Origin of the sequence: Cellvibrio sp. (assembly GCF_039207905.1) — a bacterium.
Classification (GTDB): Bacteria; Pseudomonadota; Gammaproteobacteria; order Pseudomonadales; family Cellvibrionaceae; genus Cellvibrio.
The window spans coordinates 75,126-93,553 of sequence record NZ_JBCECX010000012.1 but is presented as its reverse complement, the minus strand read 5'-3'; the positions used below and the strand labels follow the sequence as shown (position 1 = coordinate 93,553).

The 18,428-nt window shown below is 39.3% G+C and carries 15 protein-coding genes; 9 read left to right on the top strand and 6 right to left on the bottom strand.

Going from position 1 to position 18,428, the window contains the following annotated elements; translation table 11 throughout:
- Positions 1 to 10: 10 nt before the first annotated feature.
- The 6 genes from AAGC78_RS09355 (at position 11) to AAGC78_RS09330 (ending at position 7,722) form a co-directional block, all read left to right on the top strand.
- Complete coding sequence (locus AAGC78_RS09355; protein WP_435783803.1) at positions 11 to 1,162, top strand: glycosyltransferase; 1,152 nt, start codon at positions 11 to 13, stop codon at positions 1,160 to 1,162.
- A gap of 135 nt (positions 1,163 to 1,297) precedes the next feature.
- Entirely contained in the window at positions 1,298 to 1,942 is a 645-nt protein-coding gene (locus AAGC78_RS09350) for a PEP-CTERM sorting domain-containing protein (RefSeq protein WP_435783802.1), read from the top strand.
- Positions 1,943 to 2,122: 180 nt separating this feature from the next.
- The gene (locus AAGC78_RS09345) at positions 2,123 to 3,373 is read left to right on the top strand and encodes a glycosyltransferase family 4 protein (RefSeq protein WP_435783801.1); all 1,251 of its coding nucleotides are present in this window, start codon (positions 2,123 to 2,125) and stop codon (positions 3,371 to 3,373) included.
- A gap of 168 nt (positions 3,374 to 3,541) precedes the next feature.
- On the top strand, positions 3,542 to 5,341 hold the full coding sequence (locus AAGC78_RS09340) for an ABC transporter ATP-binding protein (protein ID WP_435783800.1): 1,800 nt from the start codon (positions 3,542 to 3,544) through the stop codon (positions 5,339 to 5,341).
- Positions 5,342 to 6,532 carry a glycosyltransferase gene (locus AAGC78_RS09335; protein ID WP_435783799.1) on the top strand — a complete coding sequence of 397 codons (1,191 nt, stop codon included), beginning with the start codon at positions 5,342 to 5,344 and terminating at the stop codon, positions 6,530 to 6,532.
- A 23-nt stretch (positions 6,533 to 6,555) separates the two neighbouring features.
- On the top strand, positions 6,556 to 7,722 hold the full coding sequence (locus AAGC78_RS09330) for a polysaccharide pyruvyl transferase family protein (protein WP_435783798.1): 1,167 nt from the start codon (positions 6,556 to 6,558) through the stop codon (positions 7,720 to 7,722).
- 39 nt (positions 7,723 to 7,761) lie between these two features.
- On the opposite strand, the gene AAGC78_RS09325 is transcribed toward AAGC78_RS09330, so the two are convergent.
- The 6 genes from AAGC78_RS09325 to AAGC78_RS09300 all read right to left on the bottom strand — a co-directional run bounded on the left by AAGC78_RS09325 (position 7,762) and on the right by AAGC78_RS09300 (position 14,792).
- Complete coding sequence (locus AAGC78_RS09325; RefSeq protein WP_435783797.1) at positions 7,762 to 8,643, bottom strand: hypothetical protein; 882 nt, start codon at positions 8,641 to 8,643, stop codon at positions 7,762 to 7,764.
- 99 nt (positions 8,644 to 8,742) lie between these two features.
- Positions 8,743 to 10,269 (bottom strand): putative Ig domain-containing protein, encoded by a 1,527-nt coding sequence (locus AAGC78_RS09320; protein WP_435783796.1) that lies wholly within the window; start codon positions 10,267 to 10,269, stop codon positions 8,743 to 8,745.
- 210 nt (positions 10,270 to 10,479) lie between these two features.
- Positions 10,480 to 11,826 (bottom strand): glycosyltransferase, encoded by a 1,347-nt coding sequence (locus AAGC78_RS09315; RefSeq protein WP_435783795.1) that lies wholly within the window; start codon positions 11,824 to 11,826, stop codon positions 10,480 to 10,482.
- On the bottom strand, positions 11,819 to 13,096 hold the full coding sequence (locus tag AAGC78_RS09310) for an O-antigen ligase family protein (RefSeq protein WP_435783794.1): 1,278 nt from the start codon (positions 13,094 to 13,096) through the stop codon (positions 11,819 to 11,821). The genes AAGC78_RS09315 and AAGC78_RS09310 overlap by 8 nt, the downstream gene beginning before the upstream one ends.
- A 96-nt stretch (positions 13,097 to 13,192) precedes the next feature.
- Entirely contained in the window at positions 13,193 to 14,206 is a 1,014-nt protein-coding gene (locus AAGC78_RS09305; RefSeq protein ID WP_435783793.1) for an acyltransferase family protein, read from the bottom strand.
- Positions 14,199 to 14,792 (bottom strand): low molecular weight phosphatase family protein, encoded by a 594-nt coding sequence (locus tag AAGC78_RS09300; RefSeq protein WP_435783792.1) that lies wholly within the window; start codon positions 14,790 to 14,792, stop codon positions 14,199 to 14,201. Before AAGC78_RS09300 ends, AAGC78_RS09305 begins: the two co-directional genes overlap by 8 nt.
- 636 nt (positions 14,793 to 15,428) lie before the next feature.
- On the opposite strand from AAGC78_RS09300, the gene AAGC78_RS09295 reads away from it, so the two are divergent.
- The 3 genes from AAGC78_RS09295 (at position 15,429) to AAGC78_RS09285 (ending at position 18,415) form a co-directional block, all read left to right on the top strand.
- The gene (locus AAGC78_RS09295) at positions 15,429 to 16,367 is read left to right on the top strand and encodes an ATP-grasp domain-containing protein (protein WP_435783791.1); all 939 of its coding nucleotides are present in this window, start codon (positions 15,429 to 15,431) and stop codon (positions 16,365 to 16,367) included.
- A gap of 29 nt (positions 16,368 to 16,396) precedes the next feature.
- Positions 16,397 to 17,404, top strand: a complete 1,008-nt coding sequence (locus AAGC78_RS09290; RefSeq protein WP_435783790.1) for a polysaccharide deacetylase family protein — start codon at positions 16,397 to 16,399, stop codon at positions 17,402 to 17,404.
- Between the two features lie 81 nt (positions 17,405 to 17,485).
- The gene (locus AAGC78_RS09285) at positions 17,486 to 18,415 is read left to right on the top strand and encodes a polysaccharide deacetylase family protein (RefSeq protein WP_435783789.1); all 930 of its coding nucleotides are present in this window, start codon (positions 17,486 to 17,488) and stop codon (positions 18,413 to 18,415) included.
- Positions 18,416 to 18,428: the final 13 nt, after the last annotated feature.

The window sequence follows — 18,428 nt, the reverse complement described above, 5'->3', positions numbered from 1 at the left end:
ATTCGACATTATGCAAGTCACCGCTTCAACTCCAACGGTCCACCATAAAAATATGATTCTACCCTCTCACATAAGGGTTTTACACATCATTTCTGGTGACCTGTGGGCAGGTGCAGAGGCTCAAGCTTTAACGCTCATTACTACTATTGAAGATTGTGATATTACCGTTGCACTTATGAATCATGGTGAGCTTGAGACAAGGCTAATAAAAGCAGGAATAAACACGATTGTTATTAACGAACGAAGCCTGTCCAGCCTCAAAATAACGCACCAACTTATCCAGCTCATCAAAAGACTTAAACCAGATATCATCCACACTCACCGGCAAAAGGAAAATATCTTAGGCTCTTTCGCAAATTTTATTGCCCATAAAGGCATATCTCGACAAGCAAAATCAGTGCGAACAACACATGGAGCACCCGAATATAAAACGACCGGATTAAAAAAAATTATCAACTGGTTAGATAACTTTTGCGGAAAACATCTACAAGATGCAGTGATATCAGTCTCTAGCAACCTCAAAGAACAACTCAAGCACACATTTCCGGAAAACCTCATACACATCATTCCGAATGGCGCCGACCTTGACGAGCTACAAAAGACAACACCCGCACCAGATATCCGCGCCAACATGGACGACTATTACCATGTTGGCATAGTCGGTAGACTTGAACCAGTAAAACGAATCGATCTATTTATCCATGCTGCCCAACAAATAGTTCAGCGACAACCAACACTCAAAATAATCTTTCATATCGTTGGAGATGGAAAACTTAAACAGGAGCTCATTACCCTCACCCAGGAGCTTGGCATGAGCTCACATATCCAATTTCATGGGCATAGATCTGACTCAACAAGAGTTATTGCATCTTTAGATGTAATAGTGATGTGCTCAGACCATGAAGGGACACCAATGACTGCCCTCGAAACCCTAGCCCTAGGCAAGCCTTTAGTGGCTCACGCCGTGGGTGGATTACGAGAAATTTTGAGCGAATACCCTCAATTGCTAGTCAACAACCATTCAGCAGATGGCTATAGCTCAAAGATAATTGAACTCATCAACAACCCAATTATCCCCTCTCTTAACAATGACTATTCAAGCAGCAGCAATGCAACAAGCACCCGCAATCTTTACCAGCAACTGCTGAAAAGTGTCGAATAAACTTACATGAAATAGCGATTGAGATGCATAACCTATTGAATAAAATGATCTTTTTCGCATGGCATAACAAATGCATATTGATACGCCAACGACCCAGGTTGGTCGCCAATCACTCACTTATCATGGAGATATAAAATGAAACTAGTAACTAAGTTAGTTGCTGCTGGCGCACTACTCGCTGCAGTAAACACAAACGCGGCAATAATTGATTTTGGTTCTGCTGCCTGGACACCTGCAGCTGATGGACAAAACTCCCACACTGTTAGCTACAGCTTCGGCAACGTAACAGCAACTGCTGGCCCCGGTAATGCAAAATTATTCGCCAATGATCCAGTTGATGGTCTTGGAGTAAAGGGTGGCGAAGGCGATGAAATCGATTTGGCAGAGTCAATCACACTGACATTTCAAAATGCACTAAACGTTGTTGGCATCAAGCTCACAGACTTGTTCCCGCGTAATCATGCATCTGATGGCCAGCCAACCGATGGGAATGACCCAGTAAATGGTGAAGTTGCTTCACTCTCCTTTTATCTGGCAGGCAATCTGGTCACTTCACTTCAGATTTACGGACTGAATTCTGTTGGTGCGAATGGCGAACAAGCTTTTAACGTTCCAGGAGCTGGCCTGTATGCAGATAAGATTGTGTTTTCTGCGGGCGGAGCCTACAACGAATACTCAATCAAATCAGTTACCGTACCAGAGCCAGGCATTTTTGCTCTTCTTGGTTTAGGTCTGATGGGTCTTGGCTTGTCACGTCGTCGTCAGGCTCAAAAGTCATAATCTAGAATGAAACAAAAAAAGGCGCCCTTGCGGCGCCTTTTTTATTTAAAAGCTAACGAAATAAAATAACACCTATCACTATGTTAGTATCTCCCAAAACAATCCCCAAGAAACACCTATAATCATCACTAACAAAATAAGTGACAGTCACTGAATAACCAAAGGCTTACTTAGCACTTAATGAAAACAATAGTTATCTTTGAATCTGCTCAAAATTCAGGTGGCTCGACATATCGGGCTGTTGAAATGGCAGCGCGAATCACCGAGCATAAATTTATATTTTTAACCTTTATGCCCCTCAACAAAATCTATCGGGATGAAATTCCCTCTCGCCTGAAAACCAAGCGAATATATTCACTTTATTTTGACTACCACGCCTCCAGCCACATAGAAAAGTTTGAGTCAGTATTTAAAAATAAAATACTCAGATATGCATTTCGGCAATTGATAGAAGCAACACTCTCATTTAGTAAACTCTTAATAGTTTTTCAAGCCATGCTGGCTTTGTCATCATCAAAAGTAGATGTTGTGCAAGGAAACAACGGGGTACATTACCTCCCTTACTGGGTTGCAAAATTAAAAGGAGCCAACTTATTCTTCTATTTTCGCGATCTACGCGACTTCACACAGCATCCCAAAAAAATAATTGCCGCAGCCAATCAATATGTATTTGTTGGCAAAAACCTTATGGAGCAATACATCAAACAACTTGGCTTATCAAAAACGAAATGCATCGTTATTCACTCCCCATTCAATGTCGAAGAAAGAATACAAAAAGAACCTCTTTATGAAGAAAATCCAATAAAAGCAGCAAAAGAAAGCGGTAAAAAAGTCATCATCTGCTCCAGCAGAATCTCTCCCGCAAAAGGGCAAGCAGTTATACTAAAAGCCTATGATTTAATCGCCAAAAGCCATCCAGATACTATGCTGTATTTCGTTGGAGAGGCTGACAACAATGCGCTGTGTACAACCTACCTTGATGAGCTGAATTCACTCATCAGGGAAAAGAAATTATCGAACAATGTTTGTTTTCTCGGATTTCGCAAAGATGTACTACAGCTGACAAAATATGCAGATATTGCAATACAAGCTCCTACTTACTTTGAGGCACTAAGCGGATCGCTAGTTGAGTCTGTGCAACTAGGGACTCCGACCATAAGCTCAGATATCGGCGGAGCCAATGAAGTAATTACAGATGGGGTAAGCGGATTCCTATTTCCACCAGGTGACTTTAAAACCTTGGGAGCGATTATTGAACACGTCCTTAACGATAATGAGAAGGCGCGAGCTTTAGCCGAAAAAGGAAAAAAAAGGGCTCTTGATCAATGGAACCCAGAAAAAATGAAGGAATTACTGTGTAATGTGTATGAAGCCCCTCACAGCAATGCTGCAACGCCAGCACATCAATGCAAAAACAGAGCTAGTGAATAAATCAACTTATGCGATAATGCCACGCCCTAATGCCTAACGAAGAATTAGGCAGTAAAATCATCATCACTAGCAACCCCAAAAGCAAACCAAATTTCGTATTCACACAACCGGCCAGCCGCACAAAAGGAAACGCTCGGCAACTAAACAGCCATTGAGCACTTGTCAACTATGTACATTTTAAAAGTCATACAAAGCATCTATCAAATCCTTAATCGGGAACAAAAAACCAAGATGCTATTAATACAGATATTCTTTGCCTTTTCGGCTTTAGTGCAAGTAATTGGAGTGGCGAGTATAGCGCCGTTTATTGGAATAATATCAAACCCTGATTCAATTCAAAAAAATGACCTCTTGGCCGCCATATATCGTATAGGTCAATTTAAGTCCAATCAGGACTTTATTGTAGGTTTTGCACTACTCTCAATCGCAATGATAGTAATATCTAATGCAATGAGCGCAATCACATTATGGATTCAGCTTAAGTTTTCGGTGTATTTGGGCAGCAACATACAATTTCAACTGTATGAAAAATTTATCAATCGAGACTACCTTTTTCATAAATCAACTAATTACAATCAGCCAATCTCGATCATTTCTGCTGATGCTCCGCGCTTCATTTACATGGTATTGCAACCCTACCTAACTCTATGCAGCCAACTCTTTATCGCCACTATTATTTTGATCGGATTGATATTGATCGATCCAATGATAGCAATTGGTTCCGCTCTTCTTATGGGCGGTGCGTCTCTAGGCACATATTGGATAATAAAGAAATCGCTTAAAAAGCATGGAGATATCGTCACTTATCGCAATAGAACTATTCAAGCCTTGCTGTCTGAGTCATTCATAGGAATAAAGGACATCAAACTAAATTCAATGGAGTCTCAGTACGCTAACAGATACGTGTCAGTTAATAAAAAAGGACTAGATTCCGGTGCTTATATAGCACTTTCAGGAGAGCTTCCGCGCTTTGCAATTGAAACAATATCTTTTGGAGCAATTCTTCTATTTGCAATACTGTTGCTAACTCAAAACTCTAGCAGCGAGAGCATAGTATCCATATTAAGTTTTTATGCTATTGCCGGTTACAAATTGCTACCGACAATGCAGCAGATATACAAATCGATATCAAGTATGAGTGCCAATGGTGCGGTATCGATAGAGTTGAAGCGAAGCCTAGACATTGAAGTAGATAACAAACCGAATACAAAAATATCTCCCTTTGAGGAGGTTAAAAAAATCAATTTAAATAACATTCAGTACAAATATCCAAACACAGAAAAAGGCACTCTTAACAACATCTCACTTCAATTCACCAAAGGTGAACTGAATACCATCGCCGGACCATCAGGCTCAGGAAAGTCAACATTAGCAGATATTATTCTGGGATTGCTTAAACCCACGGAAGGTTCAATTACTGTCGACAATCTGCCAATTCAGGATGACCGACTAGCATCCTATCAACACAGTATTGGTTATGTACCTCAAAATATTTTTATTCTAGATGACACGGTAACTGCAAATATTGCTTTTGGCGTTGCACCAGATGAAATTGACCATGAGAGAGTAACGCGCGCGCTCGAAGAAGCAAATGCAATGGAATTTGTTGAACAACTATCAAATGGTATTCACACACAACTTGGACAAGATGGAAAGCTACTTAGCGGCGGACAAAGGCAAAGACTGGGAATTGCACGAGCTCTTTATAGGCTCAATAAAGTATTGATATTAGATGAGCCAACTAGCGCCCTAGATATAGACTCAGAGCATGACTTAATGCTCTTGTTAAATAACTTGAAAACCAGTGTACTCATCATTGTGATTTCCCACCGTCCAGCAGCAATAAAACTTTCAGATAAGATTGTGTTAGTTTCAGACGGCACCATAATTGCAGATGGCAGTTTTGCAAAACTATATAACGAAAACAGTTATTTCCGCTCAATGATTGAAAAAGGGTTCATGAATTAAATGAACAAGCCTACCCTATTTTTGTGCATTCCTGATCACCCATTTCCCGCAAGAAAGAATGGCATCTCTATTCGATATCAGCCAATAATCGAATACGCTTCAACATTATTTGATGTTCACATGCTTGTAGTGTCCGACCATGAAATATCTACCTCTGATATAGCTGAAGCACAAAAGTTGTGCAAAAAAGTGTCACTGTATATTAGAAAACCCGCTCATACAAATATTGGAAAAAAAATATTCAACCGAATTAAATCATTTGTGCCAGGCAACACACCATTTCCATTTTTATGTTATGACGAGGACTACATTTCCAACTTCATTAAGCAGGAAACACGCAACATCAAATACGATGTTGCACTATGTGTACTTGCAACTTATCAACACCTTGTCCAAAAAAATGTCAAAGCAAATCGATTCACCCTAGATCTTATTGATTCGCCTTATGCAACCGCATGCCGCAAACAAAGCGGATCAATTATAACTTCCATAGATAATTGGTTAATAAAAATATGGGAAAGGAAGGCTTTAAAGTCAGCTGATTATGCATGCTATGTGTCACCGTTAGATCTAAAAATTGGTGCAGGAAAAAATATCGACCATAACAAAGTTGGCGTTATACCGAATGGGCTTTACGTCAATGATTTTTTAAACGAGACACTAGATTATGGCTGCCAAACTATTGGTTATTTAGGCCACATGGGTTATGCACCCAACATCCGCGCAGCACTTAGACTTTACAGAATATTTAAAGAAATTCAACCGCAAGCAAACAATAGTAAGCTAGTAATTATCGGGCGAGACCCTGCCCAAGCTATTAAAGATTTAGCGCTAGATCCAGCGGTAATAGTAACTGGAACCGTCGATAATATTTGGCCTTACGTAAAAGGAATAACTGTCTTTGCATTTCCTATGGAAATTGGCAGCGGTCAACAAAACAAGTTACTGGAGGCCATGGGAGCAGGTATTCCAGTGGTTAGCTCTTCCTTAGGTAACTCAGGAATCGGAGCCAAACATGCCCATGAACTACTAGAGGCCAATAATGATAATGACATTGGCAATGCAATATTGAGCCTACTTAAAAGTGAAAAAGAAGCCAATAGGCTAGCAGTTAATGCAAAACAATTTATTAATCAAAATTATGCATGGCCTGCAATATACAAGAGCTTAAAAAATACTCTTTTAAATTAGATATTTACACTACTGGAACAATAATGTCTCGATACTCAATATTTGGATACTACGGCCACGGAAATGCTGGTGATGAAGCCATTCTCTCAGCACTGATAAATGGGATAAAAAAAAATATCACAGATGCTAAAATTGTTGCGTACTCTGCAGATCCCCAAGAGACGAGATTAACCCACGAAATTGAATCCTATAAATTTTTTTCGCTTGATCCAATATCCTTTATCAAGGGAGTAATTGGCCGAAGTAGAAAAAACTATATCAGTTCATTAATTAATTTCATCAAAACAGATATTGTGATTATTGGTGGTGGTGGAATTTTCTTTGATACACCACAAGAGAGCAGGTGGCTGTTTGGTTACACCAACCTGATTAAAACCGCCAAGAAATTTAATAAAAAAGTGGCTATCGTTGGTGTCAGCATAGGGCCCGTACACAATACCGAGTCAGAAAAAGCAATAACCGATGCATTTAGATTAGTGGATTTAATATCGGTGCGCGATTGCAAGTCAAAAGAATTACTCAACAAATACTATATTGACCCCGAAAAAGTACACATAATTCCTGATCTGGTTTTCACATTAGAATCTTGCCCTGCATCACGCGTAGAAAGTATCCTTCTGCAAGAAAATTTAAATTTCAACGTAAAAAAAACAATTTCATTGACCCCATGCTGTTACAACAAAAACAAACAGGGTTGGATTGATCAATATGTTTCATTTTGCCAGAGTGCAATAAAAGAACTCGGAGCCAATATAGTCCTGATTCCTATGCAGCGAAATGGCACTCATAACGACCATGAGGCAGCGCTAGACATTTTCAACAGTTTGGATTTGGAGTCACAAAAGCATACATTTGTTTTGCAAGGTACATATGCAGCCAATGAAATACAAGGTGTTTTAAGTCGCTCTCATTTCATATTAGCAGAAAGACTTCACGGCTCAATTATGGCGATAAATACGGGCACGCCATTTGCAAGTATAGCCTACATGCCAAAAGTTGACGGTGTTCTTAGCTTAGCCAAACTTAATGATCGAAAAGTCACGATGGAGGATTTTCTTTCTGGTATCTATAAGAGCAGAGCAATTAACTTTATTCAATTTGCCGAGCAAGATAGCGAAAAATTATTGGCAAGCATGAAAAATGCAAAGGCAGAAGCTAGAAGAATATTTAAACAGTTAAAAGATATTTAATTATAAATTCAATTATTAAAGCCACACCAACAAAAAGCCTTAAAAGGAGAATAGCAATCGTCTTGCATTCTTAAGGTAAAAAGTAAACGCAGCCCAGCCGAGCGCCGCTAGGCGCACGTACCCTCTTGAAGGGCACCAATCATCATTAGAGATTGCAGCACGAAGAAGCATCAAATTTTTGCTCAGCAAAGCTTGTCGCTCATCTTTCCAACGATGATCAGTATATTGATCTTTAAAATACCATGCTGGGCATTTGTTAATAGAACTTATTTTTCCACCCGCAACTTTAGCTGAAAGCCCAATAGAACTTCCCTCCGAAAACTCGAGCAATCTACCTGTCGTATAAATAGCGCAACAATCCCAAGTGTTTAGAAATTTTTGGTAATCGCCTTTTGTTTTATTAATCAAAAAAATAGACTCTTGAACAAAAGTCAACTCGTCAAATTTCACACCCATTTTTTCTGAAAGCGCATTAAAAATGCGTGCCTTTTTAAATGCACCGTTAAAACGAATACCCGATTTTTCATGCAATGCTTCTCGCTCAATTTTTTTTTGCAGCGACTCCGCGATAGGAGCAACAATAAAAGCATCACAGTCTAATAGCTCGTCAAAATCAATAGGATCAACTAATCGACTGTCCGCATCAACGAATAAGCATAAACTGTAAAGTTGGAAGGCCTTTTCAAAAACAAACCGCTTATCGTGATAACAAAAGCGAATACCTGTTGACTTGTGTTTCATTGCAATTACATTAGGCAAGTCTCGAAAAAAGTCTGGACTATCTGTCAGTAGTACAAGCTTAATTTCTGGATGAAAAAAAAGTAAATCGAAAGCTAGTAGCTTGGCATGCAATCGATATTGCAGCCCCAAAGCCAGACTGCCAATACAAATGGAATTGTGTAAATCAGGGCTAACATTCATAAGCGAATCAATTTATCCAAAACAATACACAATCATTTCAGCTGTGCAGGGGGATCTAATTACAGAGAGACATACCCCTATATTTATGCACAGTTAAGGCTAAGGAGCAGGAGTAAAATCCAATTTTGCATCCACTTTACTTGGACGAGTAGGCATACTTGCTTCATAGCCCATTACCTTTGCTCTCACGCCTTGTAACTTTCCTTGGCTGTCTACTGCCGTGCTATCGGGTGTTTCAAGTACATTTTGTCCCATAAAATACAAGCCTGATGCATTGCATGCGTTGCAAATCACTCCATTAGTAATTCGATTTACAACCACATTGCCGTCAAAAAAATGCCCCGCCTGATTGAAACCAGCAACTCCATCTTTCATTCCAAAATAGGCCACTCTACCTATAAAAGTATTACGGAATATTGATATTCCACTAAGTGCAGAATTCTGCTCTAAATTGACACTCAAAGCCAAATCATTAGATTTAACCAAATTATTACATACCTCAATATTTCCATATGCAGCACCTAATCCACTCAACCAAATTCCATTACTTCCAACATCAATCAATCTGTTATTTCTTATAAACCAATACGCGGTATCTGCTTTAGGACCAATAGGTATACCACGTGTAATATCGTGCAAGTAATTATCTTCTACTACAACCATCTGCGCTACGTAACCGATTATTCCATACCCCCCATGTAAATCATAAAACTCATTATCTTGAAAAGCCCAATACTTACCAAGTTTGTCGCGAGAAATCATGATTGCGCTTTGGTTATAAGATCCCTCTGTGTAACTCATATTATGGAATTTATTTTTCCTAAAGGTAACATTGTTTGACAATGATCCAATACGAAACCCCATTCTGTTTTCCGAGGCAGCTGGCGTATCAATTGTGTCGATATCAAATCCATCGACATATAGATTATTTGCATCTGTATCAACAACCGAAAATGCAACCTTACTCATTTCAATAATTGGAGTTTGGCCTGGATATGCCAAAAAAACCAACGGCTGGCGATTTGTCCATTGCACTTTTGGTCCACCAGAGGTAAAGCCTTCCAGCGAATAACGGCCATTTTTAAAATAAACAAACTTGCCTTGATTTTTTGTAGAATATTTATCTGCATACGCAGTTCCACCATACACATCAGCAAAACCCTTTACCGGATCACTAATAGTTCCAGTAGCCCCCACCTTTCCATTGACTTGGTCAACGAACATGAACTTTTCTGTCGTCACCAAAATATTCCAATCGACTGTTTTGACGGCCCCTTTGCTATCAATTACCTTAACTGATACTGGGTAAGTAGCCACTTGTGAGACAGGGTTATTCCAAGTGATTACCCCAGTTAACTTATTTATGCTCATTCCTACAGGAGCCTTTACCAATTCGTGCGTAAACGGGTAAGCACCGCCGGCAACCGCCACCCGAACCTCATAAACAAGGCCAGGATATGCCCGATAAAAACGGTTGTTTTTATCCAGCCCAGCACGAGGCTGGATAATCTCCATATCAAAGTAGGCCGGCTCTTTTGGTTGCGCATACAGAGCAGAAGGCAGCAATGCCAAAAGCAACACGGTGCAGAGATACCTCCCATAGCTGATAATTAATTTTGCGTTCATAAAAAAGCCCTTTTTATGGAGAATTTGAGATATAACATCCGCCGACCAAAGCAGATACATTGACCCCCTAAAGCATAGCAAAGGCCAGAGGATCCGCGCAGGAAATTACTCACTTAGGATGCTGAAAAAATAATTCTAACAAAAAGCATGGAAATCAATGTTTTGACTATGCGATATCAGTCAGCCTTTGTAAGCTAGACTGATGCTTGATCAACCATGCCCTGAAACCAACTTATTGATACCTTCATCAAGGTTGTTTTCCAAAACAACCAGCTGAGCCCTTAAATCATACTCATCTAACCGTTCACCAGCCAAGGCGAATAACATCAACAGAGACTTCATCAAGTCAGGAAAATTTGTATGGGTGTTCTCATAAAAAGCTTCTGGAGCATTAACTTTTTTGTAAACTTTTAAGCTATCAGACACACTCTCTCGATAGAGAATATCTAGTAATCTGTCCATAGATTTTTTATAGCTAATATTTTCCAAGGCCCAGATCCTCGGTGAAAAAGATTGGTAATTTTTTGACAACCAAAGCATAGACGATTCCAACATCTCGTCAGGAATTAACAATCCACTTTGTTCTCCAATATATTCCTTATTAACACCTATATTTTCGACTAACGAAATCACAGGAACATTGCACATCATGGCTTCGAACAAACTTCTATTACTCCCTTCTTTTAAAGAAAGTAGTAAATTGCATTTACTTTTATTTAAAAAAAGAATTACATCTTCTTTCGATAAAGAAAATTTCAATATTAGATTTTTCTCAATGCCTGCATTTTTAACAAGCAGTTGAATCAAATGAGCACTTTCACCCCACGAAGCACACACCAAGCAACCTTTGTAATTTACATGCCCTGCCAACACAATTTTTTTTATGGCATCAATGTATCGACCAACTCTTTTGATAGGATTAGTGTTAGCTATATAAATCGAATCAAATTCTTTGTCGCCAACAAGTGGAGCAAAATCGTAATCAGGTACCCAACTACCCGAGCCAAAGCTCACTGCCCTAAACGTTTCTGGAAAACAATTCATTAAAGCCCTGTCCTGTACCTCACTCGATTGAATCACTATATCCTTACTCTTTCCAATCCAAGCCAAAATATCAGGGTCAGCATATCCAGACCAACTCGGCTCCAAGACTACATAAAAATATGAACTCAAACGTTCTATATCAAGATTGCGCAATGCATAAGAAAAAGTTTTAGTAAACTTGATCAATAACATCCCTTTACACACTACTTCACCATGCTGGACATCAGGCCACTTAAGCACTATCGTCCGATCCGCCGCTTCCTTCAACGTTACACCGTCACTGACGGCAGCATCCAGCAGATGAAAATTTTTATTCAGAATATCTTTCAAGAGAGAAGCAGCGCCAGAAATAAAACTATAACGCAATGCCTTCATGCACCATGAAAGCGCTAAGCGATCAGCACGAATAGAATGAGCACAGATGGAAAGAAGGTATAATAAAAGCCCAAAAAAATGGCGGAACTTTTTTTGCCAAAAATCATTAAACCAACTGCGAAGCCAGTATCTATGCATCTGATGGACCATTATTATAACGTTTGGTTTTACCGAAGCTAGACAATGCAACTATCATAGCCAAGTGAATCCACAAAAAAGGATAGTACGATATAGTTACAAACTGACCTGCAATTAAAAATCCTAACACACCATAACCAAGCCCAATGGCAACTGCTTTTTGTATATCCGAGTATCGATAAGATTTAGAGATACGTATGGGAACAAACAAACAATAAAAAATTAGCAAGATAAAGAAGAACAATGCAATAAATCCTGCGTCAGTACCCACCTGGATAAAAATGTTATGCGGTAATTGTGCAGTTGGATACAACATGTCATACGAATAATGAGCTTCGTAGTAAGGAATGAAATTGAAAAAACCAACTCCCGACAACGGATGATCTTTCATCATTTCCCAACCATGCTCCCAATAAAGCAATCGCTGCTGAGATGTTTTGTCATCACCTGCTTGTAAAAAGCGTTCTTTTTGCTGATCCGGTAACATATAAAAAATAACCGAGACCAATGCTAAAACCCCAATAAGTTGCTTGAGTCGAAAAATACTCTTTCTGAACATCAACAACATAACAACAGCCAAGGCCACTTGCGATCCTCGGCTACTTGCGCCGACAACAACTAAAATTGGACACATCCAAAAAATAATTAAAATAATACGCTCCCATAAAGCAATTTTACTTTTTAGGGATTGATACAAATAGAATGCCAAGGGAAACAACATCACCATTAGGACAGCAAGCTCACCTGAGTTTTGAAAGTGCCCTGGAGGCCCCATCAATCCCCACCCCTCAAATGAGAAGCCGCGCCCAGCCCAATTTTTAGATGATCCAACAGCTATTTTTCCAGCAGCAACAATATATATCATTAAAAATATATAGAATCTCTCCCAACTATTAATAATATTGATAGTTAGAAAATAAATAATTACCCAACTAAAAAACAACATAAATTGCATCCTTGCAACTTCAGGGTATATGGCATTTAACACGGATAACAATATAGTAATTAAGAATAAAATTATTAATATATTTGCAGATGATGCTACCCATTTTATAGTCGCATCTGTAAATGCGCCGGCCAAAGCTCCCATGAGCAGCAATTGCGCCCAAGGTAAAAAATCTATCCATCCAAAAATCAACTGGGGTTTGACAAATTCAACAAATAAGTACCCACATATCATCCAAAATGAAAAATGTTGGGATCGGAAAAAATCCCACATATACTTCACTTTAAATGCATAAAATTCTTCTGTGTTGAATTTTTTTTTCATAATTTTCTACAAAATAGAAACATATTCACGGAAAAGAAATATGAAATAATAGCGAACGAGCTCAAAGCACTTATCACTCAAATGACTTTAAGAACATCAAACATACTTGCGGACCAACCGGAATATTGGCCTTTCAATTAAAACATGAACTAATAAAGATATAACGATAACGCTAACAATTGCCAAGCATACAGAACTCAACCACCATACTTCTGCTGCATAGTACTCCAATAGTGTCCTGCCTGCCCGATTATGGAGCAAATATAAGGGATAACTTACACCACCAAGAATCGATAACCATACGGTACCAGAAATACATTTTTCCAAATCTCGCAAAAAGAGAAAAAATAAAAAAAAGATTATTACAATAAGAGAAGCAATCCATCTATCAGAATAAGATGGGGTGATATAAAAACCATCAATTTGATTCCATGCGCTCAATACAGCAAACAGCATTGCCAAAAACATGACTACAAACGCAAAAGCATTTTTTGAGTTTTCATACAAATAATATGCAGAAACACCACCAATAAAAAAAAAAGAATATGATGGACTAATAAACCACCCTAAAAAAAATGGTTGTGTGTAGAAATAAAAAGTTACGGCACAAAGCAACCATAATGAAATCCAAATACGATAGTGTGAAATCATGGAAAAAAGAATAAGCAAAAAAATACATCCATAAAACTTTAGTTCAGCCTGTAAAGTCCAATAGACTCCATCAATATTTTCCACTCCGAAATAATCATTAATTATCAATCCATTCAGTATCATTTGACTCATTGATGGAACTCGACCATCTAGGTAATACAAAATAAACACAGTAATTATCAGGCAACAAATGAAGGCCGGATAAAGCCTTACAGCTCTCAAGATCGCAAACTTAAATGCTGTTCTATTTTTAGCTGAGCTCATGATGACAAAACCACTCAGCATAAAAAAGAAATTTACTCCGAGATAACCAAACTTGAAAACCTCTAAAATTTCGCTATCGGTATGATTGGACATAAAAGGTTGATAATGATAGAGCACCACTAAAAAAGCAGCCACGAAACGAAGCAAGTCCAGCAATGCAACTCTTCCACTTTGCTTAATCGCCTCATCACTCATAAACATTATCTCTACTGTTAGAGATCACTTTTTTACTATATTTTTTGAGAATAGCCAGTGTTGCTAATTCGACTTTTTTCTCACACAAATCAAAATATAAGGAGTTTGTATTGTAAGGGTCATGCAAATAAACACGCCTAGTATCCAGCCATAAGCCCGCAATTGTTATTTGAACAGGTGCGTCGGAAAAGTGAAGAAGTAATTGCTTAGCGTGCTTTGGCTCCATACCAATCAAAAGATCTCCCTGCTCTGGGACGTAATCCTCAATTGAAGTCGTTAAGTGACTATGCAAGTCATAACCACGAGTTGCCCCCCAAGCAACAGCTCGAGGGTCTGCTGGATCATGACTCCGAGTATTCAGACCAAAAGAACATGTCCGCACCCCTGAGCTTCTAGCAACCGCTTCACCAAGTGGGCTACGACAAATATTCCCCTGACAAACAAATACAAGCCTTGCGACTCGGGAAAAATCAATTTTTTTGAATCTGTTATAAAAACCCACTTGGTGCAAAGCAAAAAAAATACAATGCCACATCAAGCCCTGTTTCGATCCATATTGATTTTTGATGGCTCTAAATACTAACAAAACAATGATACCTTTTAATTGTCATCACCAATATCGTGACCCACAAGCCATCCTATTGAAAACGATTCATTTAAGTACGGATACACATTGGAAAAACGAAATCTGTCATATTTGACTAACACTCTTTCAGCCAAAGACTAGAAAACGAATTTAGAATCAATTATTTGATTGCGGGAATAAATTAGAGTTTTTATCGGTCATTCATCCTTCCGATCAGCAGATTTATTTTTTCATAAACAATCACATTCTAACATCATCTTGTTGCAAGCTTGTAGATTTGTTAGGCAATCCGTATCATTCATATATTGAAAAGACACTCATTATGAAATGAGCCTCAGGATTCGCCACCTTATCATTGTTGTTTTCTTCGGCTTTCTGACTAGGATCGGTTAACGCTACATGACATATATTATCCTTGTTCTTGATGCAGCACAGCGAAGTGCATTAGCTGTTACTCGCTCCTTGGGAAAACTGGGCAACATCACCGTTGTCACAGCAGATGCCACCCCCTCTGCTCTTGCCGGAGCCTCAAAATACTCAAGCAACTATATACAATCACCCAATCCTGCAGAAGATCCATTGCTATACTTGAATTGGCTCAGAAAAATATGCACGGAAAACCGCTACGCACTGGTAATGCCAATAACAGAGATTACCAGCCAATTACTGCTTTTACATCGAGAGCAATTGCCAGATGTTCATATCCCTTTTGCAAGTTATGACACAGTAATGTCCCTGGCAGACAAATATCGTTTACTTGAGCAAGCCAAAACATCTGGAATTCCCGCACCAGAATTCAAACTATTTCGATCAAGTGCGGAACTAGCCAACACCAAGCTATCATTTCCATGCATATTGAAACCCTGCCTATCTCGCATCTATACAACTAAAGGATGGTTATCTACCACCGTAAAGCTGTTACATTGCGAAAAGGATCTTCACGATGAGGTCATAGCCAACCCTTACCTTGCCAGCTATCCATTTATGATTCAGGAGTTTATTCCAGGTAGCGGAGCGGGAGTGTTTTGTTTATATCACAAAGGAAAGGCAATCACTTTTTTTGCTCATAAACGCCTTCGAGAAAAGCCACCACAAGGTGGAGTAAGCGTCTTAAGCGAAAGCGCCGCTGTAGATCCAACACTAAAAAACTATGCACAAAAAATACTTGATCAAGTAGGTTGGCACGGTGTTGCAATGGTTGAGTTTAGAGTGACGCCCGAGGGAAAACCCTATCTTATGGAGGTTAATACCCGATTCTGGGGCTCCCTACAATTAGCAATAGATGCAGGCATCGACTTTCCTGCACTATTAGTACAATCCGAGCTAAATATTCCAACTGCCCCACCAACAAATTACACTGTCGGGATAAGATTACGTTGGTTGCTGGGCGATCTGGACAGCCTTTATATATTCTTAAAAGGCCCCTATTCCCCCATACAAAAACTTGCCAAAATTCTAGCTTTTTTTACACCATCATTCACCAAAACCAGACACGAAACAAACCGCCTCAATGATATCGGCCCAGGAATTTACGAATTTAAAAGCTACATACGTCAGCTGTTTAACCATAATTAAAAAACGTCTGAAACCTAGTTAGGATTATTATGAAGCAACTTGTTAAGCAATGTGCAATTAGTGCAGCCAATCAATTCGGCCCGCATCGTTTTGCCATACCTGGCAGGCCTGCTCAACTGTGGATCATGATGTACCACAGGATTTTACCTTCAAACGATTTACGCTATCGACTGGAAGAACCAGGAATGATAGTTACACCTGAAACATTCTCTATGCATTTACGGGAAATAAAACGCTACTTTGATGTAATAGATTTAGAGGAATGGATTAATTTACGCGCAACAGGACAACACCTACCTGAGCGCGCCTGCGCAATTACTTTTGATGATGGATGGCATGACAATTATGAGTTTGCCCTGCCAATTATCAAACAGGCTAATGTACCTGTAACGTTATTCGCTGTAGTGGATAAAATGGGTACCAATTTTCAATTTTGGCCCAATCTGATAAGTGCACTTTTAGTCAGTAACGCTTCTAAAGCGATGCAAGAGCATCCTATTTTTGCCAAAATCTTTAGCGAAATCACTCCACCACCAAATACCAACGACAGAGAATACATAGCTGCAGTAATTAAACTATTGAAGCAGTTCTCCGATATCGAAATTTTTAACGCGCTGGAAAAAATAAACTGGCAAAAATACCTAACATTTGATTTGCCGAGAGGCCTAATGAATTGGGATGAGATACAAACAATGATCTCGTCAGGTTTGGTAAAAATTGGCTCCCACACATGCAATCACATACGGCTTGATGCAGATATATCCAATACTGAACTCTGCCATGAGATAGAAACCAGCAAACAATTACTAAAAGAGAAAATTCCAGACGCTATCGACATATTTTGCTTTCCCAACGGGGATTACAATCCATTGGCGTTAAATTTAGTGGCTAAAACATACAATGCTGCTGTAACAACACGGCGCGGTATTGTTAATGCTCTCACCACACCAACACATCAGTTGTGCCGCATAGGTCTTCACGAAAATATGAGCCATACCCCGCGCTTATTGGGTGCGCGGCTTTCTGGTTGGATCTAACAACAAATGAACGGCCTATTTAATAAGATACTCACATCCCCGCAAATTTCCTCCCTGATGAATGCTATTGTGGGGCACTATGTGACTATCTACATGATCCATCGGCCCAAGCCAACTGATGATGCATATGAAGGAGTATCGCCAGAACTACTCGAAAAGTGCCTTACATATGCCAACAGCGCAGGCTATGAATTTGCTTCAATAGATGAAGTAATAACTGATGCTCTTAGCGGAAAAAAGCGCAAGCGTCCTACTTTGTGTTTTACGCTAGATGACGGATACAAGGATCAGCTAGAGCAACTCGTTCCAGTTTTGTTAAAACATAATTGCAAACCGACACTTTTTGCAATTGTAGATATGATTGATGGTACAAACTGGCCTTGGGATTCGATACTAAGCTTTGCCATTTGGAACACCGGGAAGAGCAAGCTCAATTTTATGTTTGAGAATGCCGAATTCAATTTAGATCTTAGCCAACCTTATTCCCGGCGCGCAGCAAGACGCACCTTGACTCACTTTGGAAAAAAGTTGTCTTCTGATGCCCTCGTTAACTACATGCAATTGTTGCTTACACTACTGGATTTCTCTCCTACACAAGAAGCTCCCGCCGCATATAGACCAATAACTTGGTCCGCATTACGTGATGCAGAAAAAGCAGGCTTACGAGTTGGTTCACATGCGTGCAGTCATCGTGTATTTTCAGCACTAACTGATGCACAGATTCTCGATGAATTACAACGTGCGCACGAAAGACTGAAATGTGAGCTAGTCAGTCCTTCTCAAACATTTTGCTACCCATCAGGGACACTTAGTGATTTCTCGCCTCATCATACTGAGCTGATACAAAAAACCGGCTTTTTCATTGGCGCAGTTACATCAATATCCGGTAACACTACACACCAAAATATCCGAAAGTCACCATTCCTTATTAGACGGCATAGCTTTCCCAGTAGCTTTGAAAAATTTGTTCGCTACTCATCCTGGCTTGAATATATTCGCAGCAATATTTAATAGGTTCACCTTC

Excerpts from the sequence above, each read along its gene's own strand:
- AAGC78_RS09295 (WP_435783791.1), top strand. The coding sequence starts at position 15,429 with ATGCCAATAACAGAGATTACCAGCCAATTACTGCTTTTACATCGAGAG.
- AAGC78_RS09310 (WP_435783794.1), bottom strand. The coding sequence starts at position 13,096 with ATGAAAAAAAAATTCAACACAGAAGAATTTTATGCATTTAAAGTGAAG.
- AAGC78_RS09330 (WP_435783798.1), top strand. The coding sequence starts at position 6,556 with ATGTCTCGATACTCAATATTTGGATACTACGGCCACGGAAATGCTGGT.
- AAGC78_RS09345 (WP_435783801.1), top strand. The coding sequence starts at position 2,123 with ATGAAAACAATAGTTATCTTTGAATCTGCTCAAAATTCAGGTGGCTCG.
- AAGC78_RS09305 (WP_435783793.1), bottom strand. The coding sequence starts at position 14,206 with ATGAGTGATGAGGCGATTAAGCAAAGTGGAAGAGTTGCATTGCTGGAC.
- AAGC78_RS09340 (WP_435783800.1), top strand. The coding sequence starts at position 3,542 with ATGTACATTTTAAAAGTCATACAAAGCATCTATCAAATCCTTAATCGG.
- AAGC78_RS09335 (WP_435783799.1), top strand. The coding sequence starts at position 5,342 with ATGAACAAGCCTACCCTATTTTTGTGCATTCCTGATCACCCATTTCCC.
- AAGC78_RS09355 (WP_435783803.1), top strand. The coding sequence starts at position 11 with ATGCAAGTCACCGCTTCAACTCCAACGGTCCACCATAAAAATATGATT.
- AAGC78_RS09350 (WP_435783802.1), top strand. The coding sequence starts at position 1,298 with ATGAAACTAGTAACTAAGTTAGTTGCTGCTGGCGCACTACTCGCTGCA.
- AAGC78_RS09320 (WP_435783796.1), bottom strand. The coding sequence starts at position 10,269 with ATGAACGCAAAATTAATTATCAGCTATGGGAGGTATCTCTGCACCGTG.
- AAGC78_RS09315 (WP_435783795.1), bottom strand. The coding sequence starts at position 11,826 with ATGCATAGATACTGGCTTCGCAGTTGGTTTAATGATTTTTGGCAAAAA.
- AAGC78_RS09325 (WP_435783797.1), bottom strand. The coding sequence starts at position 8,643 with ATGAATGTTAGCCCTGATTTACACAATTCCATTTGTATTGGCAGTCTG.
- AAGC78_RS09290 (WP_435783790.1), top strand. The coding sequence starts at position 16,397 with ATGAAGCAACTTGTTAAGCAATGTGCAATTAGTGCAGCCAATCAATTC.